We start from the raw sequence: 16,961 nt of genomic DNA on the forward strand, positions 1-16,961 counted from the left end.
TAAATGTGGGTATTGTGGAAAGTAATCATTGTCTTTACATTTATAGATGTTATTAATCATAGCTAAAATTAGGAATGGGATCACGATTCATAATAGCAGCCTAAATCCAATCTAAATTTGAAAGCAATATTAGTTTACTTTGTTATGGTATTTGGTCTTTTTTTTCTAAATACGGCTTATTCTCAACAAGGAAAGTCAGATGCGACATTTAATGTTTATGATGATGGTTTGCAAGGGGATGGCTTTGATAATACTGTTAGAACCGTCTCTTTGCAAACGGATAGTAAACTGATTGTTGGAGGGGACTATGTGAACTTTAATGGTGCAGTAACTCCATATTTATGTAGGTTATTTCTAGATGGGTCTAAAGACGCTTCCTTTAATTTAGGCACAAGTTTTAATGGTAAAGTATATTGCTCTTTAATACAGCCTGACGGCAAAATAATTTTGGGAGGCTCTTTTACATCCTTTAACGGGATAAATGCTAACCGATTAATTAGATTGAATAGTGATGGTTCCTTTGATGCCACATTTGATACTTCAATAGCCGCAAGTAGCGGAATAGTGTATGGCTTAGCTTTACAAACGAATGGGAGCGTCATAATTGTAGGTAGCTTCACTAAATACAATGGAATCATTGCTAATCGTGTTGCCCGAATTTTATCTAACGGGAATCTAGATACTGGCTTTATCAAGGGATCCGCTGCTAGTGGATTAGTAGAAGAAGTCCAAATTCAGCCCGATGGTAAGGTACTTTTGGCAGGTTCATTTGATTCTTTCAGTGGGAATAATAACAGTAAAATAATTAGGTTAAATGCGAATGGAAGCCCTGATACTTCTTTTGTGATTGGCTCGGGTTTTAATGGTAGCGTGTCAGCTCTCGCAATACAACCTGATGGAAAAATTATAGTAGGTGGAGATTTTGTAACTTATAACGGAATTACAGCCAGTAAAATAGTTCGCTTAAATATAGATGGTTCTATTGATACTAATTTCATTTCTGGATTAGGATTTAATGCTGGAGTCGTTGAGGTTATTAAACTAAATCCAGTTGGAGCCATTATGGTTGGAGGATCTTTCACAGGGAATTATAATGGAACGGATGTTAATAAATTAGTTTTATTAGATTCTAATGGAGTTGTTAACCCGGCGTTTGATATTGGGGCAGGCCCATTTTCTGCATCCGTTCTGGATTTAGCGAATGCGTCTGACGGTTCTTGGTATGTAGGTGGTTCATTTTTTGTTTTCGATTCCCAGAATCAAGGTAGACTTGCTAGAATTGATGCTGTTGGAGTATTAGATATTGGATATCTTACTGCCGGAGTTGGTTTTGATAGTTCTGTTTTTAAAGTGATTTCATTAGCCGATAACAAAACGATGGCTTTTGGAAATTTCACTAAATTCAACGGAACAATTTGCAACAGAATTTCACGATTGCTCGAAGACGGCGCACTTGATTCTTCTTTTAATATTTCTGGTACCGGAGCAAATAACACAATTAAAAGTGCTGTTGTACAAGAAGACACTAAAGTTGTTTTTGCGGGTGCTTTTACAAATTATAATGGGGTTGTCAGGAACAGAATTGTCAGGATTCTGGAAAATGGAGTGATTGATTCGGCTTTCTCCATTGGGACAGGGTTCAATAGTCAGGTATATGCCTTGATAGTACAGCCCGATGGTAGAATTATTGTTGCTGGAAATTTCACAAACTACAATGGATTTTTGAGGAACAGAATCGTTCGTTTGTTCCCTGATGGGACTTTGGATTCCAGTTTTGACATTGGTTCCGGTGCGGATGCTATCATAGAAACCATTTTGTTGCAACCAGATGGAAAAATAGTTTTAGGTGGCCAGTTTTCTGTTTTTAATGGCTTGTCTTACAACCGGATGGTACGCTTGAATACAGATGGAAGTATAGATGCGGGATTTTCAATTGGTATTGGTTTTGATAAAAATGTGTATGCGATGGCCTTACAGTCGGATCATAAATTGCTTATTGGTGGAACATTTTTAAGCTATGGAGGTGCTTCTGCAAAAAGAATTCTGAGACTGAATGGTAATGGGAGTTTGGATGCCACTTTTGTGTCAGGTGCAGGTTTTAGTAATGGAGAGATTAGAACTATTTTGGTTCAACCAGATGATCGGATTTTACTTGGTGGAACTTTCTCAGGTACTTATAATGGAATTCCTGTCAAACGCATGCTGAGATTGCTTTCTTCAGGAGTTTATGATGCTACATTTTTAGTGAATTTAAATGGTACGTTGTTTAGTACTTGCTTTACTCCAAATCATAAAATAATTATTGCTGGAAGTTTTAACTCTGTTTCCGGAATAACAAAACACCGTGTAGCCCGAATTAAACTGTGTACAAATAGTTCAGTCTGGAACGGGAACGCATGGAGTAATGGGTTGCCTTCTGTTGAAAGAACATTAATTTTTAATGGTAATTATGCCACACTTGCTTCCGTAAATTCCTGTTCTTGTACAATCAGTGCGGGAAATACAGTTACTATTCCCGACGGAAATACTTTGGGATTAGTTTTTGATTATTCAGGAGCAGGTACATTAATTTTAGAAAACAATGCGGCGCTTTATCAATCTGAGGAGCAGGTTAACAACACAGGAATCATTAAGCTAAAAAGAAAAACTAAGCCAATCCTTAAAACAGATTACACGTATTGGTCTTCTCCGGTTTTTAATCAAAAATTGATTGATGTATCTCCAAGTACTCCTTCGGACAAGTTTTATTCTTTTGATGCTTCACTAGATTCATGGTTTAATGAGCTTTCAACAACTGCAATGACGGTTGGCAAAGGGTATATTATCCGTGGTCCAGAATCTTTTTCGGGTACAGTTACTGCGTATCATGAAGCAGTGTTTGCTGGTGTCCCAAACAATGGATCAGTGTCAATTCCAATTGGCACTACAGAAACGTCAAATCTTATCGGGAACCCATATCCTTCAGCGATTGACGCTAATTTGTTTATAAATGCAAATAAAGGCGTTTTAGACGGAACCATTTACTTCTGGACACATAATACCGCTATTAATAATAATTCATATACTTCAGATGATTATGCGGTTTATAATTCATTGGGAGGTGTAGGCACGAGTGCATCCATAAGTTCTGGGGTTAATAATACTAAACCAGACGGTAAAATTGCTTCTGCTCAAGCCTTTTTTGTCAGCAGTATCAATGGCGGCGGAACTGCAAAATTCAATAATAGTATGCGATTGATTGGGCAGAACTCGAGTTTTTTTAAATCAAATTCGACTAAAAAATCAAAAGTGGAGGAGATTGAAAAGCATCGAATTTGGTTAGATTTATACAATAATGAAGGCGCTTTCAAACAAATTTTATTGGGTTATGCAACTGGGGCAACGGATGATTTTGATAATTCTTTTGATGGTGAAAGCTTTAATGGGAATGAGTATTTAGACTTTTACAGTATTATTCAAGATAAGAATTTAGTGATTCAAGGCCGGGCTTTGCCTTTTCAAGAAACAGACGAAGTCAAATTAGGGTATACTACTACGATAGCGGGTGTTTTTACGATTAAAATCGATCAGGCAGATGAATTGCTAGCACGCCAAAATGTTTTTATTGAAGATAAATCCAATAATAGGATTATTAATTTAAAGAATGAAAATTTCACTTTTAATACTGCTGTTGGAATTTTCAATGATCGTTTTGTCTTGCGTTTTGCCGATAGGACTCTGACTTTGAATGAACTTGAAAAAGATAAAGAATTAGTTTTAGTGTTCAATGAAAACAAACAATTACAAGTGAATTCTACTAAAGAATTTATCGATGAAATTTCAATATATGATTTGGCTGGAAAGAAAATATATGAGAGAAATAATATAAATGACATTGATTTTTCGGTACTTAATTTGGTGCCAAATCATCAGGTATTATTGATTAATGTCGTTTTACAAAATGGTCATTCAGTTGTGAGAAAGGTAGTTTATTAAAGTATTGACATAAAAAAAACCATCTGTTTTATACAGATGGTTTTGTGTTAATTAGAATCGATATTTATTTTTCTTTACCAGATGCTTCAAGATTTCTCTCAATAGTATGTCCTGGTCTTGACCATTTTGGTTTTTCTCCCAATGGTGCAAATTGAGAATCCTCAGCTTCAATGGTTTGTGGTTGAGAAACTTTTGTAAATGGTTTCTGTGGATTTAAACCTAACATTTTAAACATTTTCATGTCTTCATTTACATCAGGATTTGGTGTAGTTAATAATTTATCTCCTGCAAAAATAGAATTGGCACCAGCAAAGAAACACATGGCTTGACCTTCGCGACTCATATTCATTCTTCCAGCGGATAAACGCACTTGAGTTTCCGGCATGATGATTCTAGTGGCGGCTACCATTCGAATCATTTCCCAAATTTCTACCGGTTTTTCTTCTTCCATCGGAGTTCCTTCAACAGCTACCAATGCATTTATTGGCACAGATTCAGGTTGTGGGTTCAATGTAGAAAGTGCGACAAGCATTCCCGCTCTGTCTTCGATACTTTCACCCATACCAATAATTCCTCCACTACAAACAGTGACATTCGTTTTACGAACATTCTCTATGGTTTGCAGACGGTCTTCAAATCCGCGTGTTGAAATTACTTCTTTATAATATTCTTCTGAAGTATCTAAATTGTGGTTGTAGGCGTATAAACCTGCTTCTGCCAATCGGTGTGCTTGATTTTCGGTTATCATTCCAAGAGTGCAACACACTTCCATGTCCAGTTTGTTTATAGTACGCACCATTTCAAGCACTTGGTCAAATTCAGGTCCGTCTTTTACATTTCTCCAAGCTGCTCCCATGCATACACGTGACGATCCGCTTGATTTTGCCCGTAAAGCTTGCGCTTTCACTTGACTAACTGACATTAAATCATTGCCTTCAATTTCGGTATGGTAACGGGCTGCTTGTGGACAATAGCCACAATCTTCAGGACATCCGCCAGTTTTTATGGATAATAATGTTGAAACCTGAACCACATTAGGGTCATGGTGTTCTCTATGTATAGAAGCTGCTTCGAAAAGCAAATCCATCATAGGTTTATTATATATTGCGATAATTTCGTCTTTTGTCCAATTGTGTTTTGTAATACTCATCGATGGGATTTTTTGATGGACCAAAAGTAGTTAAATTGTTCTAAAGAAGCAATGCAATAACTAAGTTAATCAGTTATAAGACGGTTGTTTCAATATGACATTAGCAACATGGTAATTATTACTGAAGAGGCAATTTCTTCAAAAACTAACCAAATAGAATAAGTAATTACCGATAGGCTTCCGCCAAATAAAAAAGTCATTGACAAGGTTTTTCACATAGGATTCCCCTCGATTCATGTAGCTGTCATTCACAAATTCTATGGTGCTTGATACAGCTATAGGGAAGTGATTATTATGGAACGGGATTGTCAACAAATTCTTTTGCCTTCATTGATCTTCCTTTTAATTGTTCTGTATTCTGTTTAGCGGATATGAATTATTTCTTCTTTAAGGTTCTATAATTGAAATAGATTCAATCAATTTTAGTGCTTATCTGAAGCATAATGGGTATCCCAATATAACATTAGCATGAATGTAACAATAACGGCCGATACCATTCCTTCAAATAATAAGGAAATGGAGTAAGTCATCACAGATGGATCTCCGCCAAATAAAAAGGTTTTTGATAAGGAGCCTACATAGTCGTCACCACCTTTTGAATAGCTGTAAATTATCAGTCCAATAATGCTTAAAAAGATTCCTGTGAGTGACGTAATTAATGCCGAAACTGCATTGGTAACCAAGATAATTTTACCCTCGGCAAAATTCGATCTTAAGGTTTTTTGGGTTCCGTAAAATACAAACAGGACATTAACAAGACGTAAATAATACAAATCGGCAAGACCTAAAGCCTCCATTAATAAGAAATAAAGTCCAATTCCAATGAAAATAATAAATCCGTTTAATAATTCTTTCGGTAGTTTCATACGGCCAGTTTTAAAATTTAAAAATCACACCTTTATAAGAAAAAAGGTATCTTAGATTCAAATTTACAGAAAAAATAGCTATGTTTTATGAAAAAAAGAAAAGATTTTAATTCGGAATTAAAATTTATTCAAGAAGCTGAGTGCTGTTTTTTTGTCTTTTTCAAGTTGTTCTTTTAATAAGCCGACAGATTCAAATTTTTGTTCTGAACGAATCCTCTGGAGTATTGAAACGCTGATTTTTTGATTGTATAAGTCAGTGTTGAAGTCAAAATAATGAATTTCAATAGACTGCTTTTGTCCGTCAACAGTAGGATTGAATCCAATGTTCATCATCCCAAAAACGGTTTGTTTATCAATTATGCTTTTTACAATATAAACTCCGTTTTGCGGAATTAGTTTATAGTTTTCTTCGATTTTTAAGTTAGCTGTTGGAAAACCGATGGTTCTGCCTAGTTGTTTTCCTTTGACAATACTTCCAGTTAGGAAGTAATTATATCCTAAATAATCATTGGCTAAAGCCATGTCTCCCTCTAACAGAGCATTTCTGATTTTTGTAGAACTTATAGATATGTCATTGATTTCCTGAACTGATATTTGCTCTACTTCAAAACCATATTCCTTGCCATAAGCGATAAGATCGTCGATGTTTGCCGTTCGATTTCTTCCAAATCGATGATCATGACCAATAATTATTTTTTGGATATGAAATCGATCAACTAAAATAGTGCTTACGAATTCTTCTGCAGTTAGCCTCGAAAAAGCTGCGTCAAAAGGATGGATAACTAGGTTTTCAATACCAATTTTTTCGAGCAAACCAATTTTTTCGTCTATCGTATTGAGTAGTTTTATATCAGAATGTTCTTGTAAGACCATTCTGGGATGAGGAAAAAAAGTAAGAACTAAACTTTCGTATTTCTGATTTTCAGTATTTTGGGTTAATTTTTTTAGGATTTTTTTATGCCCAATATGTACTCCGTCAAAAGTGCCTAAGGTTAAAATCGTTTTTTTTGTGGAGCTGAAATCGTTTATAGAATGAAAAATCTTCAAAGCAAGTGTTTTATAATAGTACAAATTTAAGGTATCCAATCGATAAAACTAAAAAAGGATTAAAAACTTCAATCCTTTTTTAGCTCATTTTAAGCTTTTTATTTTTTGATAAACCGAATTGTATTTGTTTCGGATTTATTTTTCGATACTTTTAAAAAATAAATGCCTTGCGTTAAATGAGAAACATTTACACTGAGGTCTTCTTCTGATTCGATTGTTTTTGTTTTTATTATTTGACCTAAACTGTTTATAATAGTGTACGCCTCTGGAGCATCTAATTTATTTTCAACAACAATATGCAATAAGTTAGACGTTGGATTTGGATAAAGATAAACCGAATTTAAGTTTTTAACCTCATTAGTTGATAGTGCATTAATGCTGAATTTTGTTGTTTCAGCTGCTCCAAAAGCATCTCCCGAAGCAATAATGTCACCAGACGGGGTTTTTAAAGCATAAGATCCTGTTCCGTATTTACAACAGATACCGTCTTCTTGACTGTCGAATATTGAAAAAGTGTAACAGTCATTACTAGCAAGGTTAAAACTGGTGGTTATTAGTGCTGGCAGCGGTCCGGTTACCGCGGTATCAGTATAAGGCCCACCTTCATACAATATGACTCCTGCGGTGTTTGTTAGCCTCCATGTAGTTTCTGAGCCGTAATGGTCAAGTTGTAGGGAGAAGTTTATGGTATTAGATGCATAGTTTAAATTGTTTGCAATGTCAAAATTAATTGTACTGCTGTTATTGGAGGTATTTTGATCAGTCGTTCCATTTGCACTGATTATGGTGGAACTAAAAGTATGACTCCCTACGGTTGTAGTTAAGCTGTTTAAAGTAATGTCTTGTGATTGATTATTGGCAAGATTACCAGTCCAGTTATAAGTTTGTAAATTTTGATTATCAATGCCATATCGAATAGATGCTTGTGTTAAAGTGGAGGTTCCTTTATTTATAATTTTTACGACTGGAGAGAAATTTTTACTGCAGTTAATATTTAGAGTTACAATCATAGTCGAGGCATCATTGGTAAAAGTGACTCCTGGAACAAGTGCATCAGAAGTTTTTAAAGAAGCTCTTCTTGTGGAATTGTTCATAACGGTTATCATACGAGTTTTTTGATCTACTGTGAATATGTTCATGCAGGCATCATTCGTATAGTCCATGTAATTTTCAATCATGTCAAGCCCTGGAGATGCTGGGCAAGAATCAACTCCTACCGGACACCCTTGATTTTCTTTACCTGCATTAGGAGTGTCCGCACAAAAATCATCTATATCACACCCATCGTCATCTCCCCAAATGTGTCTTAGTCCAAGCCAATGTCCTACTTCATGTGAGGTTGTCCTTCCTTTATCATAATCCGTCGCGTATGTTCCTCCAGGAAAGTAGCTTGATGAACCAAAAAAGGCATACCCAATTACTACCCCATCGGTATTAGCGGGGCCTTCATTGGCATTTATTCCCGGTAAGCCAGATGCGTTTGGGAATTGTGCATATCCTAAAAGATTGTTTCCTGTAAATTTGACTACCCAAATATTAAGATATTTTTCAGGATTCCATTGTGTCTGAGGTTTTACAATGGCATCAATTTCATCGGTTGACCAGCTTTCTTTTCCTAAGTCGACACGATTTATTCCATTAGATAAAATTCCCGATGGATCACGTTTTGCCAGAGCAAATTCAATTTCAACATCGGCTCCTACAGGATTAGTGTTGAAACCGGGAGTTCCTGTTTTTTTTCTAAAATCTTCATTAAGTACCTGTATTTGCGAAATTACTTGCTGGTCAAATATGTTTTCCTCTGCACCTATAAGATTTCCATTATGAATAACATGAACTACAACCGGAATTGTTATTACTGCGTTTTGTCTTAATCCTTTAGGGGTGTTTTTTATTTTTTCTTTTTCAATTGTAATTTTTGGAGCTATCCATTGTTCAAATTCGGAGGTAGATAATCTATTTGGATTTTTGGACTTCAAATATTCTTCGTATTCTGTAGTTGCACAACGAATAAGAGAACCTTGTTTAATTATTTTTTTTTTGCCAAAAAGAATAACCTCCACAGTATTGTTTACTTGTGCAAACGAATAATTGGCTGAAAAAAAAAGGGAAATGATGAGTATAAAAGTAATTTTTTTCATATTATAAGCTTCTTGGTTTTGTCTAAAAATTTTGAAATAAGGTTTCAATTTTTCTGATAATTAATAAAGATGCATTAAAAATAATTATTATTATCGTCTAATGCAAATTAATTAAAATCCATTTAATTAAGAATCAGTAATTTAGTGGTTTCATTTCCCGTTAAATGTGGTCATTGTGTTTTCTAAACCGGCGGTTCCAAATGATTTTATAATCTCTGAAGCCAATTCTAGTCGCTCCGGAAGTGCCAGTTTTTCTGCGTCATCCCAGTCCCCAAGGACATAATCAACTTGTTTTCCTTTTTTGAATTCATCGCTGATTCCAAAACGGAATCTCGTGTAATTTTGCGTATTCAGGACCAGATTGATGTTCTTTAATCCGTTGTGCCCGCCGTCGCTTCCTTTCGGTTTGATACGGATGGTTCCAAAGGAAAGATTCAAATCATCGGTGATAACAAAAATATTTTCCAAAGGGATGTTTTCTTTATCCATCCAATATTGTACCGCTTTTCCACTCAAATTCATGTAGGTGTTTGGTTTCAAAAGTAAAAAAGTCCTTCCTTTGAATTTATATTGGGCTAGGGAGCCTAATTTTACGGTTTCGAAAGAAATTCCTTCTTTACGAGCTAAAAAATCCACTACTTTAAAACCGATGTTGTGTCTCGTGTTTACATATTCGGCGCCAATGTTGCCGAGTCCAACTATTAAAAATTTATTACTCACGCTTTTTATATTGTTTTTTTTGTGTTCGGGAACCTCCGGTTTCATACCATTGGTATTGTCTTCTGTTTTTCTTGATGAGAATATATTTGAAATCCATTTAATCATGTTGCAAAAATAGACTTAATTAGAGTATTGGACTATTAGATTTTTAGAAAATCGTTAGTGAGAAAAAAATAGTTCTGAGTAGCCCTGATAAAAAGATAGAATGGACAGCAGGAGGATTCGTGCTTGAAATGGAACTATTTGTGCTCCTAATAATAAAAAAATAAAAACATAAAAAAAGCACCAGTTTTACAACTGATGCTTTCTTGAATGATTGAAAAAAGATTATTTTTTCTTTCCTTTTACTGGAGCTTTCGCTGCTTTTGCTGCCTCTTGAGCTGCTTTCATAGCAGCACGAGAAATCTTCACTTGACAAATTACTGTATTGTCTGGGTGCATGATTTTGTAGTCTGGAGAAGCCACTTTAGTAACGTATAATTTGTTACCCATGTCTAGTGGAGTAATATCAGCTTCGATAACATCTGGAAGATTTTTCGGTAATGCTTTTACTTTAAGTTTACGTGTGTTTAAACGTAAATCTCCACCAGCCATAACTCCTTTAGAGTTACCAATAATTTTCACAGGAACTTCCATAGTGATTTCTTTGTCGTCAAATAATTGAAAGAAGTCAATGTGTAAAATCTTGTCAGACACCGGGTGAACCTGGATGTCTTGTAAAATAGCGTTAAATGATTTTCCTTTTCCAAGATCGATCTCAACTGTGTGAGCGTTTGGAGTGTAAACCAAGTTTTTGAAAGCCATAACTTCTGCTGAGAAATGAACTGCCTGATTTCCTCCGTATAATACGCAAGGAACCAATCCAGCATTACGTAGGGCTTTAGTTGCTACTTTACCCACGCTTTCTCTTTCTGATCCTTTAATTGTAATCGATTTCATTGTAAAAAAAATATAGTTATTAAATAATATTACTTGTTTGACCTTTAGCTTTTGGCTATCGGCATGATTTTATAAGGTCGAGACATTTGACTTTACGACTGATGTCTTACATTATAAACTTTCCACTAATGGAATTGTTGTGGTGCACCATGTGCATAACTTCAGCAAAAAGAGGCGCACAACTCAACACTCTTATTTTGTTTGATTCTTTCTTTAACGGAATAGAATCGGTAACTATTAATTCGCTCAATTGCGAGTTTTCTATTTTTTCGTAAGCACCGCCGGATAAAATGGCGTGTGTGCAAATTGCTCTTACACTTAAGGCTCCTTTTTCGATCATTAAATCAGCGGCTTTCGCCAAAGTGCCTCCGGTATCAATCATGTCATCTACTAAGATTACATTTTTGCCCTTTACATCACCAATTAATTCCATGGTGTCTATAACGTTGGCTTCTTTTCTTTGTTTGTAGCAAATCACCACATCTGAATTTAAAAATTTAGAGTATGCATAGGCTCTTTTAGAACCTCCCATATCTGGTGAAGCAATCGTTAAATTGTCCAACCCTAAACTTTCTATATACGGTATGAAAATAGTCGATGCAAAAAGGTGATCTACTGGTTTCTCAAAAAATCCTTGAATTTGATCGGCGTGCAAATCCATAGTCATTACTCGTGTAGCTCCAGCGCTTTCTAGTAATTTAGCCGTCAATTTAGCTCCTATCGGAACTCTTGGTTTGTCTTTTCTATCTTGTCTTGCCCACCCAAAGTAAGGAATTACTGCCGTTATGTGTCTGGCCGAAGCACGTTTTGCAGCGTCAATCATTAATAACAATTCCATTAAATTATCTGCATTTGGAAAAGTAGAACAGACAATAAAAACCCGTAATCCTCTGATAGACTCTTCGTAAGAAGGTTGAAATTCACCGTCGCTGTATTTTGACATGGTGATTTTGCCTAACGGAATTCCGTATTTCTCAGCAATTTTTTCTGCAAGATAGACACTTTGTGAACAAGCAAAAATTTTAGCTTCTGGTTCTAGGTGTGACATTAATTTGTTGTTTTGTAGTTAGTTAGTGTGTTTCGTTTTACCGAGGTGCAAATTTATAAAATTTATTCAACTCTGAAAGGAAAAAATTAAGTATTTTTAGTTGAACATTTAATATTATTTTTTACATTTGCACCGTGTTAAAGGAATTGATGGTTGATTTAAACACAATCACCTCTTTTATTGCGTTGAAATAACTGTCGTTATTTCATGTCTGCTAAGCCCGGATGGCGGAATTGGTAGACGCGCTGGTCTCAAACACCTGTGGGAAACCGTGCCGGTTCGACTCCGGCTCCGGGTACAAAAACCGCTTCGAAAGAAGCGGTTTTTTTGGTTTTAAATGTTTTTTCTGCTCTAGAAATATTCATTTTAACAATGTTAATCACTTGATTATCCTTCCAATGAAAGTGTTTTAATTTCCAAATGTATTTTTGTGATATTCTAAATAGAGTCAGAAATTTTTAATGATATGGTTATTCATACAATTTTATTTTTGTATTATTGTAAGTGTAAATAAAACACTTAATCATGAGAAAAATAGTTCTATTAGCTTTTTTGGCGCTGTCCTTGACTTCGTTTGTGGGGAAACCAACCCGTTATTTTTTTGTCAACTCGGATAAAACGATAAAAATTGAATTTAGTCTAAACCCAAAGAAAACGCCTTCTTACAAAGTTTTCTTCAAAGATAAATTGGTTGTCAATACTTCTGAATTAGGGATTATCAGAGAAGACGCTAATTTTTATACGGATTTAAAGATTGTAACCGTTTCTAAATCGAAACCAATTCAATCCAACTATTCGATGCTGCAAGGGAAACGAAAAAAAATCGCTTATGCGGCAAATCAATATACCGTTAGCTTGCAAAGCATTAAGGGCGAAGCAATGGATATTATTTTTCAAGTATCCCACGATGGAATTGCGTTGCGATACCATTTTCCAGAAACTTCGACAGCAATTAAAAAAATAGTCGAAGAGAAAACCACTTATAATTTTGACACCACTACAAAAGCCTGGTTGCAACCCATGTCTAGAGCGAAAACAGGATGGAAAGAAACCAATCCTTCCTATGAAGAGCATTATGCGATGGGCGTTCCCGTAAATACAAAACCCGCCATAGGCGAAGGGTGGGTGTATCCGGCTTTGTTTCATGCCAATGATACTTGGGTTTTGATTTCCGAAACAGGATTGCAATCCAATTATTGCGGCACCCGATTGGTTTATAATGATACTGCCAAAGCAATGCAGGTAACTTTTCCTCAAAAAGAAGAGATTTTCCCTAACGGTGCTCTAAATCCGGAATCTGTTTTGCCTTGGTACACGCCTTGGCGCATCATTACTATTGGGTCACTCAAAACGATTACCGAAAGTACGATGGGAACAGACCTAGCCGATCCATCAACGGTCACCGACACTTCGTTTATAAAAAGCGGAATTGCGTCTTGGAGCTGGGTTTTATTGAAAGATGAATCGGTTAATTATGAAACTACCCATAAATTTATTGATTATGCTGCTGCTATGAATTGGCCGTATTGCTTGATAGATGCCGATTGGGATACTCGAATTGGCGATGAAAAAATGAAAGAATTGTCGGCTTACGCCAAAGGTAAAAACGTGAAATTACTCGTTTGGTACAATTCATCCGGATCCTGGAACAGTACGGAATACCATCCAAAAAGTAAATTGATTACCCATGCTGACAGAGTTCGGGAATTTACCAGACTGAATGAACTGGGAATTGCGGGAATCAAAGTTGATTTTTTTGGTGGCGACGGACAATCGATGATTGCCTATTATCATGATATGCTAAAAGATGCTGCGGGTTATAAATTAGTGATTAATTTACACGGCGCAACTTTACCCAGAGGTTGGCAACGCACCTATCCAAATTTGCTGACCACTGAAGCAGTAAAAGGATATGAATACATTACTTTTTTTCAAGATATTGCTGATTTAGCCCCAACACATTGTGCCATGCTTCCTTTTGCCCGAAATGTTTTTGACCCAATGGATTTCACACCCATGGTTTTGGATTCTATTCCAAATATTACCCGAAAAACAACTCCAGCATTTGAATTAGCCTTACCCGTTTTATTCTTATCCGGAATTCAGCACCTAGCCGAAACGCCTGACGGAATGGCTAAAATGCCTGCTTATGTAGTCGATTATTTAAAAGACATTCCAACCAATTGGGATGATTCTAAATTTATTGCGGGTTATCCGGGAAAGTACATTATCATGGCCAGAAAGAAAGATAATATTTGGCATATCGTTGGAATTAACGGGGAAACCACTGCCAAAGAAATAGAAATTGATTTGTCTTTTGTAACTAATTCCAAAGGTTTTAGTATAGCCGAAGATGAGAACGGATTTCAGCAGAAAACAGTATCTAAAAGTACGAAACTAAAAGTAACTATGAAACCTCATGGTGGCTTTGTCGTGAAGATTTAGTTTTTTTAGGAGCTATTTCCCGCTTTACACTGCAATCTTTTTGTAATCCTGTCTGGGTGCTTACCCTGACAGGATTACAAAAAGGATTTCCGTTTCAATCAGGGCTAGGGAATCCTGCATGTCCAGTACTTTTTTTCTAATCTAGATTTCAATTGTTAAAAGGCTTCATAAATAAAGCCTCTTTTGATAATTTGTACTAAAAATATTATTTATACATTTGATTGAAAATAAAGTCTGACAGTTTACAGACGTATATACTAGTTAGCGGTAATACCGAAAAAAAACGAAAAATTTGACACAACTAAAAAAAGAAACAACCAATTTATTAGCAAAAGAAGCTGCGCTGAGTGCTATGAATTTAGGAGTAGGATTAACTTTTCTACGAAAATATAATTTTGCTCAATTAGGGTTTATTTATCAATCTTTCTTCTCATTAAGCATTGGAATTGAAAGATTAATAAAATTAATTTTATTGTATGAATATATACTTCTCAATAATTCATATCCACCACCAAATTTCTTAAAATCTAAAGGACATTCAATTATAAAATTATTTGACGAACTTAAACCACTTATCGAAAAATATAAATGTCAAGAATATTTTGATAGATTGAAAACAGATTCAATTTATCCAATAATCTTAAATAATTTATCTGATTTTGCTACCGCAAATCGATATTTTAATTTAAATAAACTTTCAGGATCTACAATTACTCAGGACCCAGTTGGTAGATGGAATAACGAAATCAATTCTTTAATTATTGAAAGACATTTCGACTTAAATTCTTCGAAAAATCAACGAGTTATGGAAATAGCAAAAAAGTTTTCGTCATCTACCATTGTTAAACATACTAATGAAAATGATAATGAAATTAAAGACTACAAAAACTTAGTGTTTGCATCACTACAAGTAGAAGTAAAACAGAAATATAGTATGTTTTATACATTTTGTATTATTAAAGCACTTTGTGAATTACAGCGAAGTCAAAATAGCTTGTTGAGGAGCAATATTTATCTAGACGAATTCTTTATGATTTTTAGAGAGAAATATACGAATGCCAAAAGACTAAAATCTTGGAACCCTCATTATCCTTATAAATTCTAAAGGCTAGCGCAAATCTCCGCCTCGTGAACATTCTCAAAAGCAAATAGCTAAAATTGTAATAGGACTAGCGGGACGCTTCTTCTCACAGTAGAAAACACTAAAACAGCAGTATAAAATTGCCTAACACCATAAAAAAACCCCGAAAGTTTTACTTTCGGGGTTACTAACTAGTTCCCTATTTAAACCAAACCAATCAACTTATTTATGGGATAGAAACTAATCTATGAGTAGTTAGTGTATTGTTATTTAACTGAGAATTTAAAGCTTGTTTTTGTTTTGTAATTTTCACCTGGATTCAAGACCGTGGTTGGAAAATCTTTTTGATTTGGAGAATCCGGATAGTGTTGTGTTTCTAAACAAAAACCGGTTCTGCGAGCATAGGTTCCGCCATTTCTCATGGGTAAAGTACCGTCTAAGAAGTTTCCTGAATAGAACTGTATTCCCGGTTGGTCGGTGTACACTTCCAATAATCGTCCGCTTTCGGCATCATAAGCCGAGGCTGCAAAACGCTCTCCTTTGTCTTGATTGTTCAGCACCCAGCAATGGTCGTAACCCAATCCGTTTTTCAATTGTTCGTCTTTCGCATCGATTGCTGCACCTACTTTTTTCGGTTTTCTGAAATCGAAAGGTGTATTGGTTACATCGGTCAATTTTCCTGTTGGAATAAGTGTTGCTGCAACCGGAACTAATTTATCTGCATCGATAGTGATTTCATGATCTAAAATTGGTTTAGAAAAATCAGAAGACAGGTTAAAATAGGAATGTTGTGTTAAGTTTACCACCGTTTTCTTATCCGTAGTCGCTTCATAAACCACATCTAAGGAGTTGTCATTGTTTAACGTGTAGGTGACAAAAACAATTAAGTTCCCAGGATATCCTTCTTCCATATCTTTACTCACATACTTCAATTTTAGAGCGGCATTGTCTCCAGATGTTGCTTCTTCGGCAGTCCAAACCACTCTGTGAAAACCTTCTGGTCCTCCGTGCAAAGCATTAGGTTCGTTGTTGATAGCCAAAGCATATTCTTTTCCGTCTAAAGTAAATTTTCCCTTTGCAATTCGGTTTCCATATCTTCCGATAAGGGCTCCAAAATACGGATTTGGTTTCATGTATTGTTCCAATGAATTAAAACCAAGAACGACTTCTTCTGATTTTCCGGCTTTGTTAGGCACTTTCACAGAAGAGATAATTCCACCATAAGTAATGATGTTTACTTCCATCCCTTTTTGGTTTTTCAGTTTGTAACTGTCAATTTTTTCACCTTTTGGAGTCGTTCCATAAAGGGATTTTTCGATAGTTACCGCAGCTGTAGCTTTTGCTTCTGTAGTAGTTTCTTCCACTTTTTTATCGCTTTTGCATTGAACATTCATACTGGCCAAACTTGCTATGGAAATTCCATAAATGCAACGTTTTAATACATTCATAATTACTCGTTTTTTTTAGTTAGTATCGCAGTCAAAAGGTAAAGGGTTTTAAAGTTATAAAGTCTTAAAGTCATAAAGTAAAAAGGAGTACTATGGTAAAA

At 35.4% G+C, this 16,961-nt stretch carries 11 protein-coding genes and 1 tRNA gene; 4 read left to right on the plus strand and 8 right to left on the minus strand.

Features of this window, described 5'->3' with window-relative positions:
* Positions 1–117: 117 nt before the first annotated feature.
* Positions 118–3,975 (plus strand): T9SS sorting signal type C domain-containing protein, encoded by a 3,858-nt coding sequence (locus ACNQGD_RS05215; protein WP_417998537.1) that lies wholly within the window; start codon positions 118–120, stop codon positions 3,973–3,975.
* Between the two features lie 64 nt (positions 3,976–4,039).
* On the opposite strand, the gene bioB is transcribed toward ACNQGD_RS05215, so the two are convergent.
* The 7 genes from bioB to ACNQGD_RS05250 form a co-directional block, all read right to left on the minus strand.
* Entirely contained in the window at positions 4,040–5,125 is a 1,086-nt protein-coding gene (gene bioB / locus ACNQGD_RS05220) for a biotin synthase BioB (RefSeq protein ID WP_417995613.1), read from the minus strand.
* A 422-nt stretch (positions 5,126–5,547) separates the two neighbouring features.
* Positions 5,548–5,991, minus strand: coding sequence for a hypothetical protein (locus tag ACNQGD_RS05225; protein WP_417998538.1), 444 nt, complete (start codon positions 5,989–5,991; stop codon positions 5,548–5,550).
* 117 nt (positions 5,992–6,108) lie between these two features.
* On the minus strand, positions 6,109–7,038 hold the full coding sequence (locus ACNQGD_RS05230) for a bifunctional riboflavin kinase/FAD synthetase (RefSeq protein WP_417998539.1): 930 nt from the start codon (positions 7,036–7,038) through the stop codon (positions 6,109–6,111).
* Positions 7,039–7,136: 98 nt separating this feature from the next.
* Positions 7,137–9,179 carry a T9SS type A sorting domain-containing protein gene (locus ACNQGD_RS05235; RefSeq protein WP_417998540.1) on the minus strand — a complete coding sequence of 681 codons (2,043 nt, stop codon included), beginning with the start codon at positions 9,177–9,179 and terminating at the stop codon, positions 7,137–7,139.
* Positions 9,180–9,329: 150 nt separating this feature from the next.
* Positions 9,330–10,004 carry an aminoacyl-tRNA hydrolase gene (gene pth, locus ACNQGD_RS05240; protein ID WP_417995611.1) on the minus strand — a complete coding sequence of 225 codons (675 nt, stop codon included), beginning with the start codon at positions 10,002–10,004 and terminating at the stop codon, positions 9,330–9,332.
* A 222-nt stretch (positions 10,005–10,226) separates the two neighbouring features.
* Entirely contained in the window at positions 10,227–10,838 is a 612-nt protein-coding gene (locus ACNQGD_RS05245) for a 50S ribosomal protein L25/general stress protein Ctc (RefSeq protein ID WP_417993046.1), read from the minus strand.
* Positions 10,839–10,944: 106 nt separating this feature from the next.
* Positions 10,945–11,886, minus strand: coding sequence for a ribose-phosphate pyrophosphokinase (locus ACNQGD_RS05250; protein ID WP_417989673.1), 942 nt, complete (start codon positions 11,884–11,886; stop codon positions 10,945–10,947).
* A gap of 218 nt (positions 11,887–12,104) precedes the next feature.
* Here ACNQGD_RS05250 and ACNQGD_RS05255 point away from each other — a divergent pair.
* The 3 genes from ACNQGD_RS05255 (at position 12,105) to ACNQGD_RS05265 (ending at position 15,436) form a co-directional block, all read left to right on the plus strand.
* A tRNA-Leu gene (locus ACNQGD_RS05255) sits at positions 12,105–12,184 on the plus strand.
* A 227-nt stretch (positions 12,185–12,411) separates the two neighbouring features.
* The gene (locus ACNQGD_RS05260) at positions 12,412–14,331 is read left to right on the plus strand and encodes a glycoside hydrolase family 97 protein (protein WP_417998541.1); all 1,920 of its coding nucleotides are present in this window, start codon (positions 12,412–12,414) and stop codon (positions 14,329–14,331) included.
* 292 nt (positions 14,332–14,623) lie between these two features.
* The gene (locus tag ACNQGD_RS05265) at positions 14,624–15,436 is read left to right on the plus strand and encodes a hypothetical protein (protein ID WP_417998542.1); all 813 of its coding nucleotides are present in this window, start codon (positions 14,624–14,626) and stop codon (positions 15,434–15,436) included.
* Positions 15,437–15,678: 242 nt separating this feature from the next.
* Here ACNQGD_RS05265 and ACNQGD_RS05270 read toward each other — a convergent pair whose 3' ends face one another.
* Positions 15,679–16,860: an aldose epimerase family protein gene (locus tag ACNQGD_RS05270; RefSeq protein ID WP_417998543.1), complete on the minus strand. Its 1,182-nt coding sequence runs from the start codon at positions 16,858–16,860 to the stop codon at positions 15,679–15,681.
* Positions 16,861–16,961: the final 101 nt, after the last annotated feature.

The organism is Flavobacterium glucosi, from assembly GCF_048286535.1.
Lineage (GTDB): Bacteria > Bacteroidota > Bacteroidia > Flavobacteriales > Flavobacteriaceae > Flavobacterium.